This window comes from Terrabacter sp. BE26 (genome assembly GCF_041941675.1).
Lineage (GTDB): Bacteria > Actinomycetota > Actinomycetes > Actinomycetales > Dermatophilaceae > Terrabacter.
On record NZ_CP090122.1, the window covers coordinates 1,427,691 to 1,450,480 of the forward strand.

Annotated in this window: 18 protein-coding genes; 9 read left to right on the forward strand and 9 right to left on the reverse strand. The window is 73.7% G+C overall.

Annotated features, from left to right (window positions below):
- Window positions 1–25: 25 nt before the first annotated feature.
- Complete coding sequence (locus LQK93_RS06765) at window positions 26–1,060, reverse strand: zinc-dependent alcohol dehydrogenase family protein (RefSeq protein WP_374970779.1); 1,035 nt, start codon at window positions 1,058–1,060, stop codon at window positions 26–28.
- A 196-nt stretch (window positions 1,061–1,256) separates the two neighbouring features.
- Here LQK93_RS06765 and LQK93_RS06770 point away from each other — a divergent pair, with 196 nt between their 5' ends.
- Together LQK93_RS06770 and LQK93_RS06775 are read left to right on the forward strand one after the other, a co-directional pair.
- A complete protein-coding gene (locus LQK93_RS06770; RefSeq protein WP_374970780.1) occupies window positions 1,257–1,778 on the forward strand; it encodes a DUF1918 domain-containing protein in 522 nt (173 codons plus the stop codon).
- A gap of 76 nt (window positions 1,779–1,854) precedes the next feature.
- Complete coding sequence (locus LQK93_RS06775) at window positions 1,855–2,061, forward strand: DUF1918 domain-containing protein (protein ID WP_374970781.1); 207 nt, start codon at window positions 1,855–1,857, stop codon at window positions 2,059–2,061.
- Window positions 2,062–2,082: 21 nt separating this feature from the next.
- Here the strand turns inward: LQK93_RS06775 and hutI are convergent, their stop codons facing one another.
- The 3 genes from hutI to LQK93_RS06790 are packed head-to-tail and all read right to left on the reverse strand — an operon-like array spanning window position 2,083 to window position 5,848.
- A complete protein-coding gene (gene hutI / locus LQK93_RS06780) occupies window positions 2,083–3,288 on the reverse strand; it encodes an imidazolonepropionase (RefSeq protein WP_374970782.1) in 1,206 nt (401 codons plus the stop codon).
- Window positions 3,285–4,619, reverse strand: coding sequence for a formimidoylglutamate deiminase (locus LQK93_RS06785; RefSeq protein WP_374970783.1), 1,335 nt, complete (start codon window positions 4,617–4,619; stop codon window positions 3,285–3,287). The genes hutI and LQK93_RS06785 overlap by 4 nt, the downstream gene beginning before the upstream one ends.
- A complete protein-coding gene (locus LQK93_RS06790; protein ID WP_374971465.1) occupies window positions 4,616–5,848 on the reverse strand; it encodes an allantoate amidohydrolase in 1,233 nt (410 codons plus the stop codon). The genes LQK93_RS06785 and LQK93_RS06790 overlap by 4 nt, the downstream gene beginning before the upstream one ends.
- An 86-nt stretch (window positions 5,849–5,934) precedes the next feature.
- On the opposite strand from LQK93_RS06790, the gene LQK93_RS06795 reads away from it, so the two are divergent.
- Entirely contained in the window at window positions 5,935–6,486 is a 552-nt protein-coding gene (locus LQK93_RS06795) for an aminoacyl-tRNA deacylase (RefSeq protein ID WP_374970784.1), read from the forward strand.
- A gap of 160 nt (window positions 6,487–6,646) precedes the next feature.
- Entirely contained in the window at window positions 6,647–7,024 is a 378-nt protein-coding gene (locus LQK93_RS06800) for a DUF3253 domain-containing protein (protein ID WP_374970785.1), read from the forward strand.
- A 104-nt stretch (window positions 7,025–7,128) separates the two neighbouring features.
- On the opposite strand, the gene hutU is transcribed toward LQK93_RS06800, so the two are convergent.
- Together hutU and hutH are read right to left on the reverse strand one after the other, a co-directional pair.
- Window positions 7,129–8,784, reverse strand: a complete 1,656-nt coding sequence (gene hutU, locus LQK93_RS06805; protein WP_374970786.1) for a urocanate hydratase — start codon at window positions 8,782–8,784, stop codon at window positions 7,129–7,131.
- A 194-nt stretch (window positions 8,785–8,978) separates the two neighbouring features.
- A complete protein-coding gene (gene hutH / locus LQK93_RS06810) occupies window positions 8,979–10,583 on the reverse strand; it encodes a histidine ammonia-lyase (RefSeq protein WP_374970787.1) in 1,605 nt (534 codons plus the stop codon).
- A 102-nt stretch (window positions 10,584–10,685) separates the two neighbouring features.
- Between hutH and LQK93_RS06815 the strand changes: the two genes are divergently transcribed.
- The gene (locus LQK93_RS06815) at window positions 10,686–11,465 is read left to right on the forward strand and encodes an IclR family transcriptional regulator (RefSeq protein WP_374970788.1); all 780 of its coding nucleotides are present in this window, start codon (window positions 10,686–10,688) and stop codon (window positions 11,463–11,465) included.
- 141 nt (window positions 11,466–11,606) lie between these two features.
- Here the strand turns inward: LQK93_RS06815 and LQK93_RS06820 are convergent, their stop codons facing one another.
- Complete coding sequence (locus LQK93_RS06820) at window positions 11,607–14,954, reverse strand: hypothetical protein (protein WP_374970789.1); 3,348 nt, start codon at window positions 14,952–14,954, stop codon at window positions 11,607–11,609.
- 1,233 nt (window positions 14,955–16,187) lie between these two features.
- Between LQK93_RS06820 and LQK93_RS06825 the strand changes: the two genes are divergently transcribed.
- From LQK93_RS06825 to LQK93_RS06835, 3 genes are all read left to right on the forward strand, one after another.
- On the forward strand, window positions 16,188–17,180 hold the full coding sequence (locus LQK93_RS06825; protein WP_374970790.1) for an NAD(P)H-quinone oxidoreductase: 993 nt from the start codon (window positions 16,188–16,190) through the stop codon (window positions 17,178–17,180).
- 137 nt (window positions 17,181–17,317) lie between these two features.
- Window positions 17,318–17,929 (forward strand): hypothetical protein, encoded by a 612-nt coding sequence (locus tag LQK93_RS06830; protein ID WP_374970791.1) that lies wholly within the window; start codon window positions 17,318–17,320, stop codon window positions 17,927–17,929.
- A 278-nt stretch (window positions 17,930–18,207) separates the two neighbouring features.
- Entirely contained in the window at window positions 18,208–18,846 is a 639-nt protein-coding gene (locus tag LQK93_RS06835) for a proteasome activator (protein ID WP_374970792.1), read from the forward strand.
- Window positions 18,847–18,931: 85 nt separating this feature from the next.
- Here the strand turns inward: LQK93_RS06835 and LQK93_RS06840 are convergent, their stop codons facing one another.
- Window positions 18,932–19,165: a hypothetical protein gene (locus tag LQK93_RS06840; protein WP_374970793.1), complete on the reverse strand. Its 234-nt coding sequence runs from the start codon at window positions 19,163–19,165 to the stop codon at window positions 18,932–18,934.
- A gap of 110 nt (window positions 19,166–19,275) precedes the next feature.
- On the opposite strand from LQK93_RS06840, the gene LQK93_RS06845 reads away from it, so the two are divergent.
- On the forward strand, window positions 19,276–20,982 hold the full coding sequence (locus LQK93_RS06845; protein WP_374970794.1) for a metallophosphoesterase: 1,707 nt from the start codon (window positions 19,276–19,278) through the stop codon (window positions 20,980–20,982).
- Here the strand turns inward: LQK93_RS06845 and LQK93_RS06850 are convergent.
- Complete coding sequence (locus tag LQK93_RS06850; protein ID WP_374970795.1) at window positions 20,972–22,789, reverse strand: AMP-binding protein; 1,818 nt, start codon at window positions 22,787–22,789, stop codon at window positions 20,972–20,974. The genes LQK93_RS06845 and LQK93_RS06850 overlap by 11 nt on opposite strands.
- Window position 22,790 lies beyond the last annotated feature (1 nt).

Sequence of the window (22,790 nt, forward strand, 5' to 3'; positions counted from 1 at the left end):
CGCCTCTCCTCGACTCGAAGGGCCGTCACTCGAACGGCTGTGACTCGAAGGGCTCGGGCACGAGCACCGCTGCGCCCCGGACCCGGCCGGCCTCGAGGTCCTCGAGCGCGCGGTCGGCCTTGTCGAGGGGCACCGGCGTCGTCGTCACCTGCAGGTGCAGCCGTTCGGCCAGCAGCAGGAACTCCTCGCCGTCCTGGCGGGTGTTGCTCGTGACGCTGCGCAGGCTGCGCTCGCGGAAGAGGTGGCGCTGGTAGTCGAGCGCGGGCACGTCGCTCAGGTGGATGCCCGCCAGCGCCAGCGTGCCGCCGGGCCCCAGCGCCTCGAGGGCGGTCAGCACCAGCTCGCCCGCCGGGGCGAAGAGGATCGCGGCGTCGAGCGGGACCGGCGGCAGGTCCTGCGCCCCGCCGACCGACGCCGCCCCGAGCTCCTCGGCCAGGGCCCGCGCCGCGGCACCCCGGGTCAGCACGTGCACCTCCGCGCCCTGGGCGATCGCGACCTGGGCCGTCAGGTGCGCACTGGCGCCGAAGCCGTAGATGCCGAGCCGTCCCCCGGGCGGCAGCTCGGCCCGGCGCAGCGACCGGTACCCGATGATGCCGGCGCAGAGCAGGGGCGCCGCGTCGGTGTCGCTGAACGAGGCGGGCACGCGGTACGCATACGCCTCTGGCACGACGGTCCATGGGGCGTAGCCGCCGTCGGCGTCCCAGCCCGTGTAGCGGGAGAAAGGGCAGAGGTTCTCCCGTCCCGCCCGGCACCACCGGCAGGAGCCGCAGGTGGTGCGCAGCCAGGCGACCCCCACGCGGTCGCCCGGGACGAAGCGGTGCGCGTTCTCCCCGAGGAGCGCGACCTCGCCGACCACCTCGTGCCCGGGCACGACGCGGTGCCGGTGCCGCGGCAGGTCGCCCGTGACGACGTGGAGGTCGGTGCGGCACACCCCGCAGGCGTGCACCCGGACGAGCACCTCTCCGGGGCCGGGCTCCGGAATCGGCAGCTCGGCACGCACGAGAGGGCGCCGACGCAGTGGACCGGGCTCCTCGACGACCCACGCCTGCATCGACCTCATGGCTCTCCCTCCGGCTGGGCCCGGCGCGACGGCGCACCTCCCTGATTGGACCGCGCCGGCCTCCACCCGGCAAGGGCCCAAGGTCCTCCCGCCGTGCCGACCTCTGGCCCTTCGCAGGCGGGGGTCGCCGGTGCTGTGCTGGTCTCGGACCATCCACCGCGTCCGCCCAGTCCAGCACGTCCAGCAGGAGGCCACCGTGAGAGCGCAGGTAGGAGACCGCATCATCCTGGCGGCAGAGCACATCGACGAGGCCACCCGCGACGGCGAGGTCCTCGAGGTCCGCGGTCCCGACGGGGGTCCGCCCTACGTCGTCCGGTGGAACGACGGCCACAGCGGCCTGATCTACCCGGGCCCCGGTTCCGTGCTGAAGGTCGGGGCGCACATGGAGGAGGAGCAGGCGTTGGCGCAGCCGACGCCGGCCATGGAGGCAGCCGAGCACGGCGAGCCGACGCACTACCGGGAGTGGCAGGTCCGGGTCTCGCTCGTGGAGGCCGGCGACGACACCACGGCGACGGTGGTGCTCGTGGCCGACTCCCCCGACCGGCTGAGGGCCAGCGGAGCGAGCCACCGTTCGGTCGACGACTCGGCCGAGCACGAGATCGGCGACGAGGTGGCCGTGGCCCGCGCGCTGCGCCACCTCGCCGACGAGCTGATCGCGCACGCGGAGGGCATCATCCAGAGACGCACGGGCGAGGAGGCGCACGTCCGGATGAGGTGAGATGCCGAAACCGTGACCAGCGGCCCCGCGGTGGTGGTGTCCTAGGGGTAGGACCCCCGACGCGAGGAGGCGTGCCATGCAGGCACGGGTCGGTGACCGCATCACGATGGCGGCCGAGCACGTCGGACAGGTGACCCGCGAGGGCATCGTCCGTGAGGTGAAGGGCGCGGACGGCGGGCCGCCGTACGTCGTCGAGTGGTCCGACGGCCACATCGGCATCATCCACCCCGGCCCCGGGTCGGTGCTGCGCTGCGAGCGCGCCGAGGAGACGGCCGGCTCGTAGTCCGGCCGATGGACGCGGTCCTCAGGTCCCCGTGACGTCCATGGCTCGGACGATGGGCACCCCGGCGCGGTAGGCGAGGTGCAGGTGGGTCGGCGCGTCCACCACGGCCAGCTCGGCCGGGTGGCCGGGCGCGACCCGGCGGTCGAGGCCGAGCGAGCGGGCCGACACCGCAGTGGCGGCGTGCAGCGCCTCGGCCGGCGTCATCCCCATCTCGCGCACCGCGAGGGCGATCGCGAACGGGATCGCCGACGAGTAGCAGGTGCCCGGGTTGCAGTCGCTGGCGAGCCCCACGTCGACGCCGGCGTCGAGGAGCCGGCGCGCGTCCGGGTAGGGCGAGCGGGTCGAGAACTCGACCCCCGGCAGGAGCGTGGCCACCGTGGTCCCGCGGGCGGCGACGAGCGCGTCGACGTCGTCGTCGCTGAGGTAGGTGCAGTGGTCGACGCTGTGGGCCCCGAGCTCGCAGGCCAGCTGCACGCCGGGGCCGTGGCCGAGCTGGTTGCCGTGGACGCGCAGCGCCAGGCCGGCCGCGCGGCCGGCCTCGAGGACCGCGCGGGCCTCGTCGCCGTCGAAGGCGTGCGCCGAGTGCGGCTCGCAGAACACGTCGATGCTCTCGGCGAGGGCGGTCGGCCCGTCGGCGACGACCGCCTCCAGCATGGGCCCCGTCACGAGGTCCACGTATGCCGCCCGGTCCGACGCGTACTCCGGTGGCACGACGTGCGCACCGAGAAAGGTCGTGTGCGGGGTGAGCTCCCGGGCGATGCGCAGCGAGCGCAGCTCGTCCTCCAACGTGAGGCCGTAGCCGCTCTTGATCTCGACCGTGGTCGTGCCCTGGGCGCGCATCTCCGCCACCCGGCGCGCCACGAGGCGGCGCAGCTCGTCGTCGCTCGCGGCCCGCGTGGCCGCCACCGAGACGGCGATGCCACCCCCGTCGTAGGGCGTGCCGGTCATCCGCGCCGCGAACTCCGCGGAGCGGTCCCCGGCGAAGACGAGGTGCGAGTGGGAGTCGACGAAACCGGGGATGACGGCGCGGCCGCCGAGGTCGCGCCGCTGGTCCGCGTCCGGGGCGCGACCGGCGACGCCGACCCACTCGATGACCCCCTCGTCCGAGACGACGAGGGCGGCGTCGCGGACGATGCCGAGCAGGGTGTCGCCGGGGTCGGTGTGGCCCTCACGGCGGGCCGGGTCGTTCGTCGTCAGCTCCGCGATGCCGGTGACGAGCAGGCTCACGCGTGGACACCCACGGCGAGCCGGTCGATCGCGCCGACGAGCATGCGGCCCACGTCGCCCATCCGGTGGTGGCCGTCGCTGACGACGACCTCTCCGCCGACGACGACCGTCGAGACGTCGGAGGCGACGCAGGCGTAGATGATCTGGTCGCGAGCCGCGCCGGCCGTGTTGACGGTGTCGGTGCGCACGGTCACGAAGTCGGCCAGGGCACCCTTGCTCAAGTGGCCGCCGTCGGACCAGCCGAGGGCCCGGTAGCCGTTGAAGGAGGCGGCGAGCAGCAGGTCGTTGGCCGAGAAGCGGTCGCGCTCGTTCGTGAGGAGGCGCTCGTGCATCTCCATGCCGCGCAGCTCCTCGAACGGGTCGATGACGACGTGCTGGTCCGAGCCCAGGGAGAGCGGGCTGCCGGCGTCGTGCAGGGCCCGGGCCGGGCCGATGCCGTCGGCGAGGTCGCGCTCGGTGGTCGGGCAGAAGCACGCGCCCGTGCCGGTGCCGCCGAGCAGCTCGATGTCGTGGTCCTCGAGGTGCGTGGCGTGCACGGCGGTGGAGTGGCTCCCGAGCGCCCCGGCCTCGTCGAGCAGCTGGGTCGGGGTGGCGCCGTAGTACATCTGGCAGGCGAGGTTCTCGCCGTGCTGCTCCGACAGGTGCACGTGGAGCGGCAGGTCGCCGGCCGCCTCGACGACCTTCGGGAGGTCCTCGCGCCGCACGGCCCGCACGGAGTGGATGGCGGCGCCGAGGCGCACGCGGTCGGTTCCCGGGCGCTGCGCCGACATCCGCGCCGCCCACGCGTCGACGGTGCCGTCGCTGAACCGGCGCTGGCCCGGGTGGAGCTCCACGTGGCCGCCGCCGTTGAGGCCGCCCTCGAGGTAGCAGGTGTCGAGCAGGGTCAGGCGGATGCCGGCCTCGTCGGCGGCCTGCCGCACGGCGAGGCCCATGGCGTTGGGGTCTCCGTAGGGGTGGCCGCCGGGGCGGTGGTGGACGTAGTGGAACTCCCCCACCACCGTGATGCCCGCCTGCACCATCTCGGCGAAGACGGCCCGCGCGAGTGCGAAGTACGTGTCGGGGTTGAGCTGCTCCGCGGCGGCATACATCTGCTCGCGCCAGCTCCAGAAGTTGCCGCCGCCGCCGTTGGCGCGGCCACGAAGGGCACGGTGGAAGGCGTGGCTGTGCGCGTTGGCCATCCCGGGGAGCGTGACACCGGCCAGCCGCACGTCCTCCGGCTCGGGATCGGCGTCGACCTGGACATCCTTGAACAGGCCGTTCTGGGTGACGAGCCGCACGCGCTCGGCGAATCCACCAGTGAGCCAGGCGCTCTCGCACCAGAACGAGGTCATCGGCGCTCACCCCCCGGCTCGGCGGCCTTCCCCGTGGCGAGGGCGGTCACGACAGCGGTGAGGGCCATGACCCCATGGTGGCAGTCCTCGACGGCGGCGTACTCGCTGGGTGAGTGCGAAACGCCGGTGGGGTTGCGTACGAAGAGCATGGCGCTCGGCACGCCGTGCGTGGCGAGGACGCCCGCGTCGTGCCCGGCGCCCGTGCCGAGCAGCGGCGCGTCGGGGAGTATGCCGTGCAGCCGCTCCACGACTCCCGTGTCGAAGGTGGTCGTGGGGGTCCACGACTCCTCCGCGGTCGTGGCACCGAAGCGGGCAGCCTCCTCCGAGACCGCGTCGACCGCGGCGCGGACGGCCTCCTCGCGCTCACCGCGGGCGTCGAGCCAGGCCGTCACGTGGCTGGGGATGGCGTTGACACCGCCCGGGACGACGTTGACCTTCCCGACGGTGGCCACGCAGCCGAGCGCGACGGCATACGACCTCGCTGACTGGACGACGGTCGCGAGACCGAGCATCGCGTCGCGTCGGTCTGCCATGCGCGTGGTGCCGGCGTGGTTGGCCTCGCCCGGGAGGTCGATGCGCCAGCGGCCGTGCGGCCAGATGTCGGTGCCGATGGCAACCGCGCGGGCGGGGTCGGTGAGGTCGTCGCCGCCGTCGGGGGCGATCGCGAGCGCCTTGCCCTGCTCGACGTGCAGCTCGACGAAGGTGGCGACGCGGCGCAGGGCCTCGTCGTCACGACCCAGCGCGACGGGGTCACGCCCGGCGCTGCGCCAGGCCTCCGCCATCGAGACGCCGTCTGCGTCGGTGAGGGCGCGGGCGCGGTCGGCGTCGAGCGCGCCGGTGATGATGCGCGAGCCGGCGCAGGCGATGCCGAAGCGGGCACCCTCCTCGTCGACGAAGTTGACGACGCCGAGCGGCACGTCGGGCTCGATGCCGGCCTGGCGCAGCGCATCGACGGTCGCGAGGGCGCTGACGACGCCGAGCGGGCCGTCGAACGCGCCGCCGTCGGGGACCGAGTCGAGGTGGGAGCCGAGGACGACGCCGGGCGTGGTGTCGGGGTCGCCCCACCAGCCCCACTGGTTGCCCGCGCGGTCCTCGACGAGGTGCAGGTCGCGCGCGGCGCACTCACCGGCGAACCACTCGCGCAGGTGGTGGTCGGTACGGGTCCAGGCGTAGCGGCGGTAGCCACCCGTGCCGGGGTCCCTGCCGATGGGCTCCAGGTCCGCCCACATCCGGTCGAAGCTCTCGAGGCTCGTGCTCACATCCACCCCTTGCCCTGTCTGCCGCGCGGGCCGGTCCCGAAACTAGGCTGTCGCCCATGTCGTCCGACGCACCTGACGTACCCGAGGCACCCGACCCCGCTGCCACGGCCCGCAGTGAAGGTCCGGACGAGATCAGCACGCCGGCGGTCGAGGCGGCCCGGGCTGCCGGTATCCCCTTCACCGCCACGCGCCACGGACGCGTGAGCAGCCTCGCGGAGGCGGCCGCAGCCCGGGGCATCGAGCCGCGCGACCTCATCAAGACGCTCGTCGTGCGCCGTGCCGAGGACGACCACGTCTTCGTGCTCGTGCCCGGCGACCGGACGTTCTCGTGGGCCAAGGTCCGGGCCCTGCTCGGCACCAACCGCATCTCGATGCCCGACGCCGAGGCCGCCCTGGCGGTCACCGGCTACGAGCGCGGCACGATCACACCGTTCGGCTCGCGGACCCGGCTGCCGGTCATCGCCGACAGCCACCTCGTCGGGCGGCGCATCTCCATCGGCGGTGGGGCGCACGGCGTCGGGCTGACGCTCGAGGGCGACGACGTCATCCGTGTCCTCGACGCGACGGTCGCCGACATCTCCGACGAGGAGACCCGCAAGCCCTCCTGACCTGCCCACCCCCACCCCCTCCAACTCCACCGTCGAGAGGCCACTTCTTGCGGGTCCCGCCCCGTCGAGAGGCCACGGTTTGCGGGCCCCGACCCGTCGACAGGCCACTTCTCGTGGGTGCCGAACGGTCGAGAGGCCACCGTGGCCCAGACTGGGTGCCATGTCCCGATCCCCGCTGCCCACCAAGCCGTGCGCCCGCTGCGGCCGCACCATCACCTGGCGCAAGGCGTGGGCCCGCGACTGGGACTCGGTGCGCTGGTGCTCCGACAGCTGCCGCAAGCACGGCCTGACCCAGGTCGACCTCGAGCTGCAGGACTCGCTCGAGGCGCTCCTCGACGCCCGCGCGCGGGACGCCTCGGCTTGCCCGAGCGAAGCCGCCAGGGCCGTCGGCGGCGACGGCTGGCGAGCCCTCATGGAGCCGGCCCGATCGGCGGCCCGGCGGCTCGTGGCCGACGGCCGCGCCGAGATCACGCAGGGCGGCCGGGTCATCGACCCGGACCACGCGAAGGGCCCGATCCGGGTCCGCCGACCTCGCTGACCCCACCGACCGAGCTGCCCCCACCTCCCTGCGGCGGTTCGATGTGTTCGGGAGTCAGGGGTGACCGCGCCATACATCGAACCGGGAGCGGACGGCATACGCCCTCAGCCCTCCTGCATGGGGATGCGGACGCCACGCTCGTGCGCGACCTCGTCGGCCCGCTCGTAGCCGGCGTCGACGTGCCGGATGACGCCCATGCCGGGGTCGTTGGTGAGGACGCGGGCGAGCTTCTGCGCGGCGAGGTCCGTGCCGTCGGCGAGGGACACCTGGCCGGCGTGGAGGCTGCGACCGATGCCGACGCCGCCACCGTGGTGGATCGAGACCCAGCTCGCTCCTGAGCTCGTGTTGACGAGGGCGTTGAGCAGCGGCCAGTCGGCGATGGCGTCGGAGCCGTCGGCCATCGACTCGGTCTCGCGGTAAGGAGACGCGACGGAGCCCGAGTCGAGGTGGTCGCGGCCGATGACGATCGGTGCGCTCACCTCGCCGGTGCGGACGAGCTCGTTGAAGGCGAGGCCGGCCTTGTCGCGCTCGCCGTAGCCGAGCCAGCAGATGCGAGCAGGCAGGCCCTGGAAGGCGATTCGCTCCTGCGCGCCGCGAATCCATTTGTGCAGGCGGTCGTTGTCGGGGAAGAGGTCGAGCACGGCCCGGTCGGTCGCGGCGATGTCCCGGGGGTCGCCCGAGAGCGCCGCCCAGCGGAACGGGCCCTTGCCCTCGCAGAAGAGCGGTCGGATGTAGGCCGGCACGAAACCGGGGAACTCGAACGCCCGGTCGTAGCCCCCGAGGCGCGCCTCGTCACGGATGGAGTTGCCGTAGTCGAAGACCTCGGCGCCGGCGTCCTGGAACTCGACCATCGCCTGGACGTGCCTGGCCATCGAGGCGCGGGCGCGGTCGGTGAAGTCCTCGGGCTTCTTCTCCGCGTAGTCCGCCCAGTCCTCGAGCGCGACTCCCACGGGCAGGTAGGACAGCGGGTCATGCGCCGACGTCTGGTCGGTGACGATGTCGATCGCGACGCCGCGGCGCAGCAGCTCGGGGAACACCTCGGCCGCGTTTCCGACCACCCCCACGGACCAGCCGCGACGCTCGCGCTTGGCTGCGAGCGCCTTCTCGATGGCGTCGTCGAGGTCGTCGGCCACCTCGTCGAGGTAGCGGTGCTCGACGCGGCGGTGCAGCCGGGCCGGGTCGACATCGACGATGAGGCACGCGCCGTCGTTCATCGTCACCGCGAGCGGCTGGGCGCCACCCATGCCGCCGCAGCCGCCGGTCAGGGTCAGGGTGCCGGCTAGCGTGCCGCCGAAGCGCTTCTCGGCGACCGCGGCGAACGTCTCGTAGGTGCCCTGGACGATGCCCTGCGTGCCGATGTAGATCCACGAGCCAGCGGTCATCTGGCCGTACATCGTCAGCCCGAGGTGCTCGAGCCGCCGGAACTCCGGCCACGTCGCCCAGTCGCCGACGAGGTTGCTGTTGGCGATGAGCACGCGCGGCGCCCACTCATGGGTCTGCATGACGCCGACGGGCCGTCCGCTCTGGACGAGCATCGTCTCGTCCTGCTTGAGCGTCGTCAGGGTGCGGACCATGGCGTCGAACGACTTCCAGTCGCGCGCCGCGCGCCCGGTGCCGCCGTAGACGACGAGGTCGTCGGGGCGCTCGGCCACTTCGGGGTCGAGGTTGTTCATGAGCATCCGCAGCGGGGCCTCGGTGGCCCACGACTGGGCCGTCAGGGTCGTCCCGCGCGGCGCGCGGACGGGTCGTGCACCTTCCATGTCACTCTCCTTCGAGTGCGAGAAACGTTGGTATGCCGTGTGGTTCAGCGTCTGTGAGCCCTGCCCCTCCACCGTCGAGAGGCCATTTCTTGCGGGTCCGTGCCGGTCGAGAGGTCATTCCTCGTCGCGAGGTTTGGCCCTTCGACTGCGCGCGACCCGCAAACTTTGGCCTTTCGACGGGTGAGTGGCGGGGGTCAACGGAGGGGGCCGGTGACGGCCTCGGCGGCGGCCAGCACGTCCCCGCCGTCCACCGCGGCGTAGGCGCCCTCGATGTCGGGGGCGAGGAACCGGTCAGGTCCGGGGGCCACGTTCGTCCGCTTGTGCAGCGCCGCGATGACGGCGCCCGTGGCCGGTGCCGGCTCGAGCGGGGCCCGGAGCTGGATGCCGCGTGCTGCCGTCAGCAGTTCGATCGCGAGCACCCGGCCCAGGGCGTCCACCGACCGGCGCAGCTTGCGGGCGCCCGACCAGCCCATCGACACGTGGTCCTCCTGCATCGCCGAGCTCGGGATCGAGTCGACCGACGCGGGGACGGCCAGGCGCTTCAGCTCCGAGACCATGGCGGCCTGGGTGTACTGCGCGATCATCAGGCCGGAGTCGACACCCGGGTCGTCCGCGAGGAACGGCGGCAGGCCGTGGTTGCGTGCCTGGTCGAGGAACCGGTCGGTGCGCCGCTCGGCCATCGAGGCGACATCGGCGGCGACGATGGCGAGGAAGTCGAGCACGTAGGCGACCGGTGCACCGTGGAAGTTGCCGTTGGACTCGACGCGGCCGTCCGGCGTGACGACCGGGTTGTCGACGGCCGAGGCCAGCTCTGCGTCGGCGACGCGAGCCGCGTGCTCCACGGTGTCGCGGGCGCCGCCGTGCACCTGCGGCGCGCAGCGGAGCGAGTAGGCGTCCTGCACCCTCGTGCACTCCTCGGTGCGGTGCGACTCGCGGATCGGCGAGTTCGCCATGACCGCAAGGATGTTGGCGGCCGAGGCTGCCTGTCCCGGGTGCGGGCGCAGCGCCTGCAGGTCGGCGGCGAAGACGTCGTCGGTGCCGAGCAGGCCCTCGACGCTCATCGCGGCGGAGACGTCGGCAACCTTGAGCAGGTGGCGCAGGTCGTGGACGGCCAGGGCCAGCATCCCGAGCATGCCGTCGGTGCCGTTGATGAGCGCGAGGCCCTCCTTCTCGGCGAGGACGACCGGCTCGATCCCGTGGTCGCGCAGGGCGGTCGCCGCGTCGGTCAGGGTGCCGTCGGCCAGGCGCACCGGCCCCTCGCCCATGACGGCTAGCGCGCAGTGCGACAGCGGCGCGAGGTCGCCCGAGCAGCCGAGGGAGCCGAACTCGTGCACGACCGGGGTGATGCCGGCACTCAGCAGGGCGGCATACGCCCTCGCGGTCTCGAGACGGACGCCGGTGCGCCCGGTCGCGAGGGTCGACAGGCGCAGCAGCATGAGGGCGCGCACGACCTCCCGCTCGACCTCCGGGCCGGAACCGGCGGAGTGCGAGCGCACGAGCGAGCGCTGCAGCTGGGCCCGCAGGGCAGTGGGGATGTGGCGCGTGGCGAGGGCCCCGAAGCCGGTGGAGACGCCGTAGTGGGCGACCGTGTCGTCGGCGAGCGCCTCGACGACCGACCGGCTGCGGGCAATCTCGGACTCCGCCTCGTCGGAGAGCTCCACCCGCGCACCGTGGCGGGCGACGGCCACGACGTCGGCGATGGACAGCGGCCCGGTGCCGACCGTGACGACCGTGGCGGCGCTGGCGACCGTGGTGGCCGTGGTGGCCGTAGCGACCGTGGTGCTGGCGAGTTCGTTCATGCGTCCCATCGAACCGCCGCAGGGGTGGCGCGTCGGCCCGTCATGGGGGACAATTGTCTCGCATGCGAGACGTCGCCGATCGCACAGGAAGTGGGCCTCAGTGTGTCCAACGCCCCGGCAGCCGCCAACGCGCTCGACGTGCTCGAGCACCTCTCGCGCCACGCCGAACCACTCCCCGCCGCCTCCATCGCCCGCGACCTCGGCCTGCCCCGCAGCTCGGTCTACCACCTGCTCAAGGTGCTGCACGGGCGCGGCTACGTCACCCACTACGTGGAGGAGCGGCGCTTCGGGCTCGGCCAGGCGGCCTACGAGCTCGGGTCGGCCTACCAGCGTCAGGCGCCGTTGGCGCGCGTGGCCCGCGCGCCGATGCGTCGGCTCGTCGACCAGTGCGGCCGCAACGCCCACTTCGCCACACTCGACGGCCGCGACGTCATCTACCTCCTCGAGGAGCGGGCGCCCGGCCAGCCCATGCTCGTCACCGATGTGGGCGTGCGCCTGCCCGCGCACCTGACCGCGAGCGGCCTCGCCATGCTCTCCGCGCTTCCCGCACCCCAGGTCCGCGCGCTCTACCCGGACCGCTCCTCGTTCGTGCAGCGCAACGGGGCAGGCCCGAGCTCGCTCGCCGAGCTGCGCAGCCTCCTCGCCCGCACGCGCACCGACGGCCACGCCCGCGAGGAGGGCACCGTCACGGCCGACCTGTCCTCGGTGGCCGTCCCCGTCCTCGACCGCGGCGGCCGGCCGCTCGCCGCCATCGCGCTCACCCTGCGGACCGCGGACGCCAGCCCCGAGCACGTCATCGACCTCATCGGACGAGCGCGTGTCGCGGCCACCGACATCGCTCGGCGGCTGAGTCCCAGCCCGACGGCGGTCCTTCGAACCTGAGCGGCTGACGACGCCCGGTTCCTGGGGTGCCCGCCGTGGACCTACGCCTCATCGGCGCGGCGGGGACGACTTGCTCGCCGCGCCCCGCCTCGCCGGGAGGGAGGCGTGTCGGTGGCAGCGAACGCGCCGGCCGGGTGGGCCTCACTCCCAGCCCGCGGTCAGCCGCTCCACGCGTGCCATCCCGGATCGGGCTGCGGCCTTGCCCCGTTCGAGCAGCGCGGCCACGAGCACGGCCAGCAGTCCGAGTCCCCCGATGAGCGCCCACAGCGTCGCGCCGCTCCAGCTCGGCAGCAGGTCGACGAGGGGCACCCCGACGAGCACGAGGAGCGACACCCCGACGACGAGTGCCCCGGCCGACAGCCGGCGGCGCACCCGCGTCACCGCGGCCCAGCCGCAGACGAGGCAGCCGAGGGACAGGGCCACGACGGCGTAGCCGACCTGCGCCGTCACGGCCGCGGCGAGAGAGGGGCCGACGAGCAGGGCGATGCCGGACCGCTCCACGAGGACGATCGCCGGGTCGGACGGCTCCAGACCGCGCAGGCGCCGGTCGCGGCGCCACAAGCCGACGGTGGCGAGGACCGCGAGCCCGACGGGCGCCACGACCCACTGGGGGTCGCCGCCCAGTGACTCGAGGGCGAGGACGACCCAGGCCGCGCTCGCGAGCACCGGCGCGAGCAGCTGCGGCAGCAGGAGGCGCCGCGCCACCCCGGTCGCGGCCGCCATGATGCTCGCCACGGCCAACGGGGCGGCGAGCAGGGGCGCCTCCCTCTGCCCGGCCGCCACGGCGAGCGCGAGCGCCGTCGTGCCCCAGCCGAGCACGAGGAGCGAGCCCTGCCCCGTGTCGGCGTGCCGACCCCGTGCCCGGGCCAGCAGCACGAGCGCGGACAGGACCCCGACCGACGAGAGGACCCAGACCCGGGCCTCCGGGCCCACAGCGGCGGCCTCCATCGCCGCAGCGACCGCTCCGACGGCGTATGCCGTGCCGACCTCCTGCTGCCAGGGCACCCTGAGCGCGGGGGAGGACGCCACCATGGCGGCCGCGGCGACGGCCAGGCCGCCGGCCAGGGGCCAGCCGACGGTCGCGGCGGCCGATGCCCCGAGAAGCAGGGCAGCGGTGGCCGGCACCGCCTCGGCGAGCGCGGCGGCACCGCCCCACACGAGGGGCCACTCCCGGTCGGTCAGACGGGTGAGGGCGACGGCGGCAGCGACCGCGGCGATGGCGCCTGCCCCCAGGGCGGTGACGTCGACCGCGCGCTGTGCAGGCCAGCCCAGCCAGCTCAGCGCCGAGAGCCACGCGCCGACCGCGCTGACGATCGCCGCTGCCCGGAGCGCCTGCCGGCCCGGCCGTGTGGCGGCGGCAGCCAACGAGGTGAGCGCCACCGAGAGGACGAGCAGCGCGAGCGCGAGCCACCCGGGGCCGGCCCGGCCGGCGCCCAGGAGCACGAGCGCGGCGCCCACGGTGAGAAGCAGCTTCGGCACGACCGGCAGCCGTCGCAGCCTCGCCGCGACGAGCGCACACTCGGCCCCCACCGCGGCCAGCGTGAGGTCACCGGCGGTTCCCGAGGTCGTGGCGCCCAGTGCGATCCCGGCCAGGGCGACCGGAACGGCCGCGACGAGAACCGCGCCGTCCCACCGCGTCCACCACCGGCCATCGTGGGACGCGAGGCTCCTCCAGGACAGGGCCTGGGCGACCGCGAGCAGGACGGCCACCGCGGCAGGGGCGAGCCAGGGCCGGTCCTCGAGCCGGGCCCCGGCGAGCTGGACGGCACCGAGCCATCCCACGACCACGGCGACGCCGGCCAGCGCGCCGACGCGGGCCAGCACCGCCGTCACCGTCAGCGAGAGCGCCGCGGCGACTGCCACCCAGCCGGCGGCTGTCGTCGTGGCAGAGGCTCGCTCTACTGCGGCGAGTGCCACGGCCCCGGCGATCTCGACCGACCCGATCGCAGCCGGTGCGAGCAGGGCGGGATGGCTGGGCAGCAGCCGCGGCTCCCAGCCGCGGCCTCGCAGGTCCGCCCCTGCGGTGCCCACCAGGAGCACCGAGCCGACGGCCACGAGCACGGTGGCGGCCTGCAGGCCGAGCCGCTGACCGGCGAACCACGGGGAGAGCTCCTGCGCCAGCAGCAGGGCGGCCGGGGCAGGCGCGAGCCAGGCGGTCCAGGTCATCACCCGCTCCCGGCTGTCCGCGGCCAGCACCGTCACGGCCAGGACGAGCGCGCCGAGCGCGACCGACGCAGGCACGCGGGCGTGCGCCGCCACCGCCGCCACCGGCGCCAGGAGAGCCAGCCCGAAGGCGCTCCACGCGGCGGCCACGGCGACGCGCTCGGGCAGGCGACGCCGCGTCGCGACGGCATACGCCACGGCTACTGCAGCGAGCAGACCGCTCGTCCACGGTTCCGTGACCGCCAGCAGGTCGGCGCGGTCCGCGGTGAGCACGAGCACGAGCGGAAGGCCGGCGGCGAGCAGGGCGAGGGGCAGCCAGCCCAGGGCCGGAGCGGCTCGGCGCAGTGCCGAGCCGGTGACCGAGCGGTCCAGGGCATCGGACCAGCCGGTCAGGCCCCAGCCGGCGGTCGAGGCCGCGACCGCGATGACCACCCCCCAGCGCGTCGGCAGGGCCGGCAGGCACACGAGCGAGCCGACGACCAGCCCGGAGAGCCCGAGCCCGACCCGGCTGGAGAACGACAGGTGCGCGCTGAGCCGGTGCGGCATCCAGTGTGCGAGCACCACGAGAAGCAGGGTCGCGAGCGCAGGCACGACCACCTCGACGGTGGGCGAGAGGCCCAGCGCCGTGCACGTGGCGAGCCACGCCAGCACGCCCGGGACGAGCACCGCAGCCGGGCGCACCGCCCCGGCGAAGGGGCCGACCAGGCCTGCTGCTGCGACCAGCACGCCGGCCCCCGCCATCAGCCAGGCGCTCGCGCCCGCGTCGCCGATGGGGTCGAACCACCAGGTCAGGACGAGGACCGACATGAGTGTCGACGCGCCGAGGTACCACCCGTTCCAGTACGCGTCGTGCGGACCGGGCGTGAGCCAGCCGCGCTCCGCCGGCACCGCGAGAAGCAGCATCAGCGCGCCGACGACCAGCAATGCACGTGGGCCGTCCCACACGAGGGCGGCGGACGCCGCCAGCCCCAGGGGTGCCAGCACGGCGGCAACATCGAGCGCCTTGCCGGCGCTGACGCCGGCGTACGGGTGGCCTCGCCGCACCGCGGCCCACACCGAGGCGACGCCGAGCGAGCCCAGCGCCCACCGCGGGTCCACAGCGGTGCCGAGGAGTGCCAGGGCGAGTCCGAGCGCGGGCAGCATCCGCGCGGGGGCGGGCCGGCGGGCAACCTCCGCGGCCTCGAGGATGCCGAGGAAGCCCAGGCCCGCGACCGCCGCCACCCACGCCGTCGCGGACAGGTCGCCCGGGTAGCCGGTGACGCAGACGGCCCAGACGACGGTCCACCAGAGCGCCGGGGCGAAGACGACCGAGCCGTGCAGGCGCAAGCCCCTCGACCGCGGCCAGGACCGCGACGCCCGCGGTGAGCACCGCGGCCGTGGGTGCCTCCCCCGCGAGCCACGTCAGCCCGTCCAGGACGGCCAGGACCGCGAGCCCGGGCACCGCCGGCCGCAGCACCGCCTCGGCGCGCCGACCGGACGACAGGAACCGCGCCGCCACGACCGTCACGGCGAGCGCGACGCTCATCGCCGCAGCCTGCCAGGCGCTGGGGACAGCCACGTCCCGGCCCTGCGGGACCGCCCGACCCACCCCCATCGTCGCCAGACCGACGGCCAGGCAGGCCAGGGGCGCCACGAGGAAGCGCAGCCCGCTCTGCGGCACGCGTCGCGACCAGGCGGCGTAGGCGAGGGCGAGCGCGACCACGAGAGCAGTCAGGAGGACCACCAGGGGCGCGCCGCTGAGGTCCGGCGGCACGGCCACGCCGTCGACGAAGCTCGTCACCACCATGATCGGCAGGAGCAGTCCGCCGGCTACCTCGAGCGCCCGGCCGACCACCAGGGCCCGACGACGCCGCAGCAGCGCGCCCGCCGCGAAGGGCGAGGCGGCGATCACGGCCTCGGCGAGCGGGCGCATCGAGGGCGCCACGTCGCCGAAGGCGAAGGCGACGAGGCCGAAGGCCCCGACGAAGAAGAGGAGCACGCCGAGGTAGGCGAGCCCGTGCACCGCCAGGTCGGAGCCGACGGCCTCTCGCGTGCGGTCCCACCACTGCTGCAGCGCAGACGGAGGTGGCGGCTCGACCGGCCGACCCCCGGGTGGTGTCGCGACGGGAGCAGGGGCCGCCGGCGCAACGGATAGGGGAGCCGGCACCGCGGCCGGGACCGTCGGCCGGGGAGGTGCGGCGGGGGTGGACGGGGGTGGAGCGGTGGTTGCCGCGGTCTCCGCCGGCGGCGTGGCGGCATACGGCTTGCCGACGGGTGGAGGCAGGTCGGCAGGCGCAGTGCGGACCGACCGCTCCGCCTCGACCCGCAGCTCGCGGGCCAGCATCCTCAGCCACGCGTCCGTGTCGGCCCCGACGTAGGCGCGGGACCGTGCGACGGGAAGGAACACCTCCTCGACGAAGTCGAGGTGCGGCACGTCACGAGACGTGACCGTGCGGCGGCCACCTCCGCCCGCGCCGGCCCCGCGCGGATCCCCTGTACCGCTCATGCCCATACCTTGGCAGCGATGCCACCGGCGACGGGGCGAATACCCACAGACCACGCGCGAATAGAGTCGGACCCATGCGCGCCATCACGATCCCCCAGCCCGGAGATGCCGACAGCCTCGTCCTCGCCGAGGTGCCCGACCCCGAGGTGCGAGCCGGCGAGGTGCGGGCCGGCGAGGTGCTCATCGACGTCGTCGCCGCGGGGGTGAACCGCGCCGACGTCATGCAGCGGCTCGGGCACTACCCGCCGCCACCCGGGGCGTCGGACATCCCCGGCCTCGAGGTGAGCGGCCGTATCGCCGAGATCGGCGAGGGCGTCGAGGACTGGCACGTCGGTGACGAGGTGTGCGCGCTGCTCGAGGGCGGCGGCTACGCCGAGCGGGTCGCGGTCCCCGCCGGCCAGGTGCTGCCGGTGCCGAAGGGTGTCTCCCTCGTCGACGCCGCCGGGCTGCCCGAGGTGGCGTGCACCGTGTGGTCCAACGTCTTCATGGTCGCCAATCTCCAGCCGGGCCAGGTGCTGCTCGTCCACGGCGGCAGCTCCGGCATCGGCACCATGGCGATCCAGCTCGGCAAGGCGGTCGGCGCCCACGTCGCCGTCACCGCCGGCAGCCAGGCCAAGCTCGCGGTGTGCCGCGAGCTCGGCGCCGAGATCCTCGTGAACTACCGCGAGGAGGACTTCGTCGAGCGCATCCGCGAGCTGACGAAGGGCCACGGCGCCGACGTCATCCTCGACAACATGGGCGCCGCGTACCTCCCCCGCAACGTCGACGTCCTGGCGACGAGCGGGCGCCTCGTCACGATCGGGCTCATGGGGGGCCGGAAGGGCGAGCTCGACATGGGCAAGCTGCTGGCCAAGCGCGGCGCGGTCATCGCCACGTCGCTGCGGGCGCGGCCGGCGGCCGAGAAGGCCGCCATCGTCGCCGCAGTGCGCGAGCACGTCTGGCCACTGATCGAGAACGGCACGGTGCGGCCGATCATCCACTCGCGCCACCCGCTCGCGAGGGCGGCCGACGCCCACCGGGAGATGGAGGCCTCCGGCCACATCGGCAAGATCCTCCTCACCACCTGATCACCGGGAGCACTCCGCCACAGGAAGATCCGGCCGTGTCGGACTCGTCCGCTGACAGCCCCTCGACCCCGCCCCTACCGTGAACCGATGGGCCTCTTCGCCTGGGAGGGGCCCCTCATCCGAAGGGGAGGTCAGTCGTGTTCATCCAAGTGATCCAGGGTCGGTGCACCGACGCCGACGCCGTCCACCGGCAGATGGACCGGTGGCGCGAGGAGCTCGAGCCGGGCGCCAAGGGCTGGCTCGGGGGGACGTACGGCATCACCGACGACGGCGAGTTCGTCGGCGTGGTCCGCTTCGAGTCGCGTGAGGCGGCCGAGGCCAACTCGAACCGGCCCGAGCAGGGAGCCTGGTGGGAGGAGACGGCGGAGTACCTCCAGGGCCCGGTCACCTTCCACGACAGCGACGACGTGACCATGATGCTCGACGGCGGCAGCGACGACGCCGGCTTCGTCCAGGTCATCCAGGGCAGGCTCAGCGACCCGGAGCGCTTCCGGCACGCGATGGAGGAGCCGATGGACCTGCTCCGCCAGGTGCGCCCAGAGATCATCGGGGGCACGATCGCCATCGACAAGGACGGGTTCTTCACCCAGACGATGGCGTTCACCACCGAGGACGCGGCGCGCGAGGGCGAGAAGCAGGCGCCGCCGCCGGAGGCCCGGCAGATGATGGACGAGATGTCGTCGGTGATGCAGGACGTCAGCTACCACGACCTGCACCACCCCTGGTTCGCCACGGCGGGAACCCACTGATTCGAGCCCTCGGGCGACCCCGGGAGGCACGTCGCACCAGCTGGACCGGGTCGGTCGGGGTCCCGTGTCCAGGGCCGAGATCCTGGGCGGGTCCCACGACAGGGTGTGGGACCCAACCAGAACGGTCGCACGAAAGCGACATCCCGCCCGCGGTCCGGTGAGCGCCGACGGCGCCCACTGGACCGCCGCGCCCACCGTCGTATGCCCGGCGCTCGCCGCCGGTTACGTCCAAGTGCCCGTGGGTAGGGGTGTAGATCCCATGGGTAAGGATGGAGAGCATGAGCAACCACGTGAACCTGCAGGGAACGAGCGGATCGGGCAGCGACAGCGACTCCGGCGACGACCGGCGCGTCGTCGTCGTGACGCCGGACGGCATGGGAGTCAGCCACGGCGACGACGCCCAGGGCGCGCCGGATGGCCGATCCGACAGCCGCGAGGGGCGCGACCAACAGCCCCGCGAGCGCACCAACCCGGCCGAGCTCGTCGAGGAGCCGGCGAAGGTCATGCGCATCGGCTCGATGATCAAGCAGCTGCTCGAGGAGGTCCGGAACGCCCCGCTCGACGAGGCCGGCCGCCGCCGCCTCGCGGACGTGCACCACCGCTCGCTCGAGGAGCTCAAGGACGGCCTGGCGCCCGAGCTGGTCGCCGAGCTCGACCGGATCGCCCTGCCCTTCCGGGACGACTCACCGAGCGACGCCGAGCTGCGCATCGCCCAGGCCCAGCTCGTCGGGTGGCTCGAGGGCCTCTTCCACGGAATCCAGACGGCGCTCGTCGCGCAGCAGATGGCCGCGCAGCAGCAGCTGCAGCAGATGCGCGCCCTGCCGCCGGGCCCCGGCGCGTCCTACGGCACCCCGCCCGGGATGCAGTCCGCCGAGCACCACCTGGGCGAGAGCGGCCCGACCGGCCAGTACCTCTGACTCCACCACCACGACGGGCCGCCACCGCGGCAGCAGGCCACCGCGGCAGCACACCAGGTGGTCGATGACTGCGGCGCGGCGACCATCAGGCCCGCGGCAACCCGCCATGTGGCGTGGCACTGCGGTGTCGGTGGTGCCGGCCCCGGACGGCCCAGGGGGCGACGACCAGCAGGAGGCACTCGAACCCGACCGCGTAGCTCGCCACGAGGATGACGCCGCCCGCCCACCCGCCGAGCACCGGAGGTCCCAGGACGAGCAGGACGGCATACGCGACCAGCGACGTGACGACGATGGTCCTTCGGCGACGGGTCGGTCCCATCACACCTCCTCGCTGCGTCGTTGCGGCGGCTGACGACCCCATGGCACCAGCCCGAGGTGAACGGGTGGTGCCCACGGGGTTGCCCTTACCCATCCGGTTAGGGTGAGGCGGTGCCACGCGTGCAGGATCTGCTGAGCGGTGACAACCGCTGGTTGCGTCTTGCCTCGCACGTGCTCAAGTGGCTGGCCGTCCTCGCCGCCTGCTACCTCGGCGGCGTCGCGGCGACCAATCTCGCGCCCACCGTCGCGGAGACGTCGCAATACCGCGCGGTGCTGCGCCTCGACCCCATCCCGCGCCACACGCCGGTGCTGCACTCACCGACCATCATCGGCGACGTCGACGTCGCGTTCGACTCGCCGATCCTCGCGCCGGGCCTCGACGTCCAGGTCGCCGTGCGCGAGGAGATCACCAACCTCTTCACCCGCCCCAACGTCGATATCCGCTCGCTGCAGCCCTCCCCCGACGAGCTGTCCGGCGCCATCACCGACGCCGCCGTCGGCGTCGGGGTGCGCTTCCTCCTCGGGGCGGCGGCGATCGCGGTGCTCCTCGCCCTGGCCTCGCACTACGTCCGCCAGCGCACCACCCGCCGCCACCACCTCGCGTTCGTCGCCTCGGCCATGGTGGTCGCGACGGTCGGCACCTTCGGCGGCATCGCCCTGACCTACCAGCCGAGCCGCTTCGCGGAGTACCGCACGAGCGGCGTGCTCGGCGTCGTCCAGCGCAACGCCGGCCTGCTCGCCGACGTCGAGGCGCGGGCGGCGCAGGTGACGCCGTACTTCCGCAACCTGCTGGCCGTCACCCAGGCCCTCCAGCAGAAGTACGTCCAGGGCTCGGTCAACGAGCCCGTGTCGACGCGGATCCTGCTCGTCTCCGACATCCACGGCGCCAACCAGTACGCCCTGATGCGCACGATCATCGCCGAGGAGGACATCGACGCCGTCATCGACAGCGGCGACCTCATCAACTTCGGCCGGGTGCAGGAGGCGGAGGCGGCCGGCATCTTCCGCTCCATCGAGAGCCTCGGCGTGCCGTACGTCTTCGTCAGCGGCAACCACGACCAGTCCTCGGCCACCGATCGAGCCCTCGTGGCCCGACTCGGCCGCATCCGCAACGTCGTGCTGCTGGAGAACGCCGAGGGAGCCCTGCGCGAGCTGTCGTTCCACGGCCTGACGATCACCGGCTTCAACGATCCCCGCTGGTTCGGCGACGACAACGAGGACCCCACCGGCAAGGAGAAACCGGCCGTCGACCGCTACAACGCGACGATGGCCGACCAGCTGGAGCCCGACCTCGTCGTCGCGCACGAGCCCTACGCGACCCAGGGCATCGACAAGGGCCGCATCCTCGTCAACGGCCACATGCACACCCCCAAGCTCGACGGCAACCGCCTCCAGGTGGGCACCTTCACCGGCGGCGGCGTCGTCTCCCACTACTCGGAGGGCCAGGGCCAGGAGCTCAACGGCCAGCCTTACGCGTTCGACGTCCTCGCTTTCGGCGACGCCTGCGAGCTGAACGCGCTGACGCGCTACACCTTCCGCAACCTGCTCGAGGGGCGCCCCGCGTACGACCGGGTCGAGGTGATCAGCGGCGCCCGCATCGACACCTACCAACCCGACCGCTCGACGTCCCAGCCCGGCGACACGACGACGCCCAAGCGCACCTGCGGGCGCGTGGAGGAGACGACGCTGCGCACCCTTCCTGCGCCGGCGCCCCAGGACCAGAGCCCCACGTCGACTCCCGGCGGCGGCACGGCCACGCCCGCGGCACCCACACCGTCGACCTCGACGGTGTCGGTGCCGCCACGCCTCATCCCCTGAGCTCGGGGAACTGGTCGTCGCGCCACTCGTTCTCGGGCCGGCCGGCACCCGTGGCGTCGAGCTCGGTCTCGCGGACGCGCAGCTCGACCCGGCGGATCTTGCCCGAGATCGTCTTGGGTAGCTCGAAGAACTCGATGCGCCGCACTCGCTGCCAGGGTGCGAGCTTCTCGCGGGCGTGGGCGAGGATGGAGCGCGCCGTCTCCTCGCCCGGCTCGTGCCCGGGAGCGAGGGCGATGTAGGCCTTGGGGATCGCCAGGCGCACCGGGTCGGGCGCCGGCACGACGGCCGCCTCCGCGACGGCCGGGTGCTCGATGAGGACCGACTCGACCTCGAACGGGCTGATCTTGTAGTCGCTCGCCTTGAAGACGTCGTCGGTGCGCCCGATGAAGGAGATGTAGCCGTCGGCGTCCACGGAGGCGACATCGCCCGTGTGGTAGAAACCGCCGGCCATCGCGGCGGCGTTGCGCTGCTCGTCGCCCTGGTAGCCGGTCATGAGCGGCACCGGGTGCTGCGAGAGGTCGAGGCAGATCTCGCCCTCATGGGTGCCGTTCGCGTCGGGCTCGACCCGCTCGTTGGTGATGGGATCCACCACGACGACGGGGCAGCCTGGGAGCGGACGCCCCATCGACCCAGGTTTGACGGTCGAGCCAGGGGTGTTGCCGACGGCTGCGGTCATCTCGGTCTGGCCGTAGCCGTCGCGGATCGTCAGGCCCCAGGCCTTCTGCACCTGCGCGATGACCTCCGGGTTGAGCGGCTCGCCGGCTGCGATGACCTCGCGGAGCGAGCCGGGGCCCGAGGACAGGTCGCTGTTGATCAGCATGCGCCACACGGTCGGCGGCGCGCAGATCGAGGTGACCTCGTGCGTGTGCAGCACCCGCAGCAGTGCCGCGGGGTCGAAGCGTGTGTAGTTGTAGACGAAGACCGTCGCCTCCGCCGCCCACGGCGCGAAGAACGACGACCACGCGTGCTTGGCCCAGCCGGGGCTGCTGATGTTGAGGTGGACGTCGCCGGGCTTCGACCCGATCCAGTACATCGTCGACAGGTGCCCGACCGGGTAGGAGCGCTGGGTGTGCTCGACGAGCTTGGGCCGGCTGGTGGTGCCGGACGTGAAGTAGAGGAGCATCCGGTCGTCGGGCCCGGTGCCCGGGTGCTCGGTCGGCTTGGCGTCGAGGTCTGGAGCCGGGGAGGACTGGCCAGCGCGAGCTTGCGAGCGCGCCCAGTCGTCATTCCGGAACGCGGCCGCGTGGTCCTCCCAGCCGTGCGTGGCGGTGCCTGCCGGGTCGGCGCCACCGACGGCCACGCGGACGTAGTCACCCGGCACGTCCTCGAACTTGTGCACCTCGGAGGCGTTGGCGATGACGGCACGGGCGCCGCCGCGCTCCATCCGGTCGACGAGGTCACCGGGACCGACGGCGGTGGTCGTCGGCATGACGACGGCGCCGAGCTTGATGACGGCGAGCATCGACTCCCACAGCTCGACCTGGTTGCCGAGCATCAGCACCACGGAGTCGCCGCGGCGCACCCCGAGACCGGCCAGGTGGGCCGCCACCTGGTCCGAGCGACGCGCCATCTCGTCCCACGACCAGGAGCGCGACGACTCGTCCTGCTCGACGATCGTGAGGCAGGCGCGGTCGTTGCCCCGGGCAACGGCGTCGAACCAGTCGATGCCCCAGTTCCACCGCTCCCCGAGGTCTGGCCAGGCGAACTCCCTGACGGCGCGGGCGTGGTCGCCCCGCAGGGCGAGGAGCTGGTCACGGGCTGCTCGGTAGGACGCAGTGGCACCGGCTTCGTCGACAGCGGAGGTCATG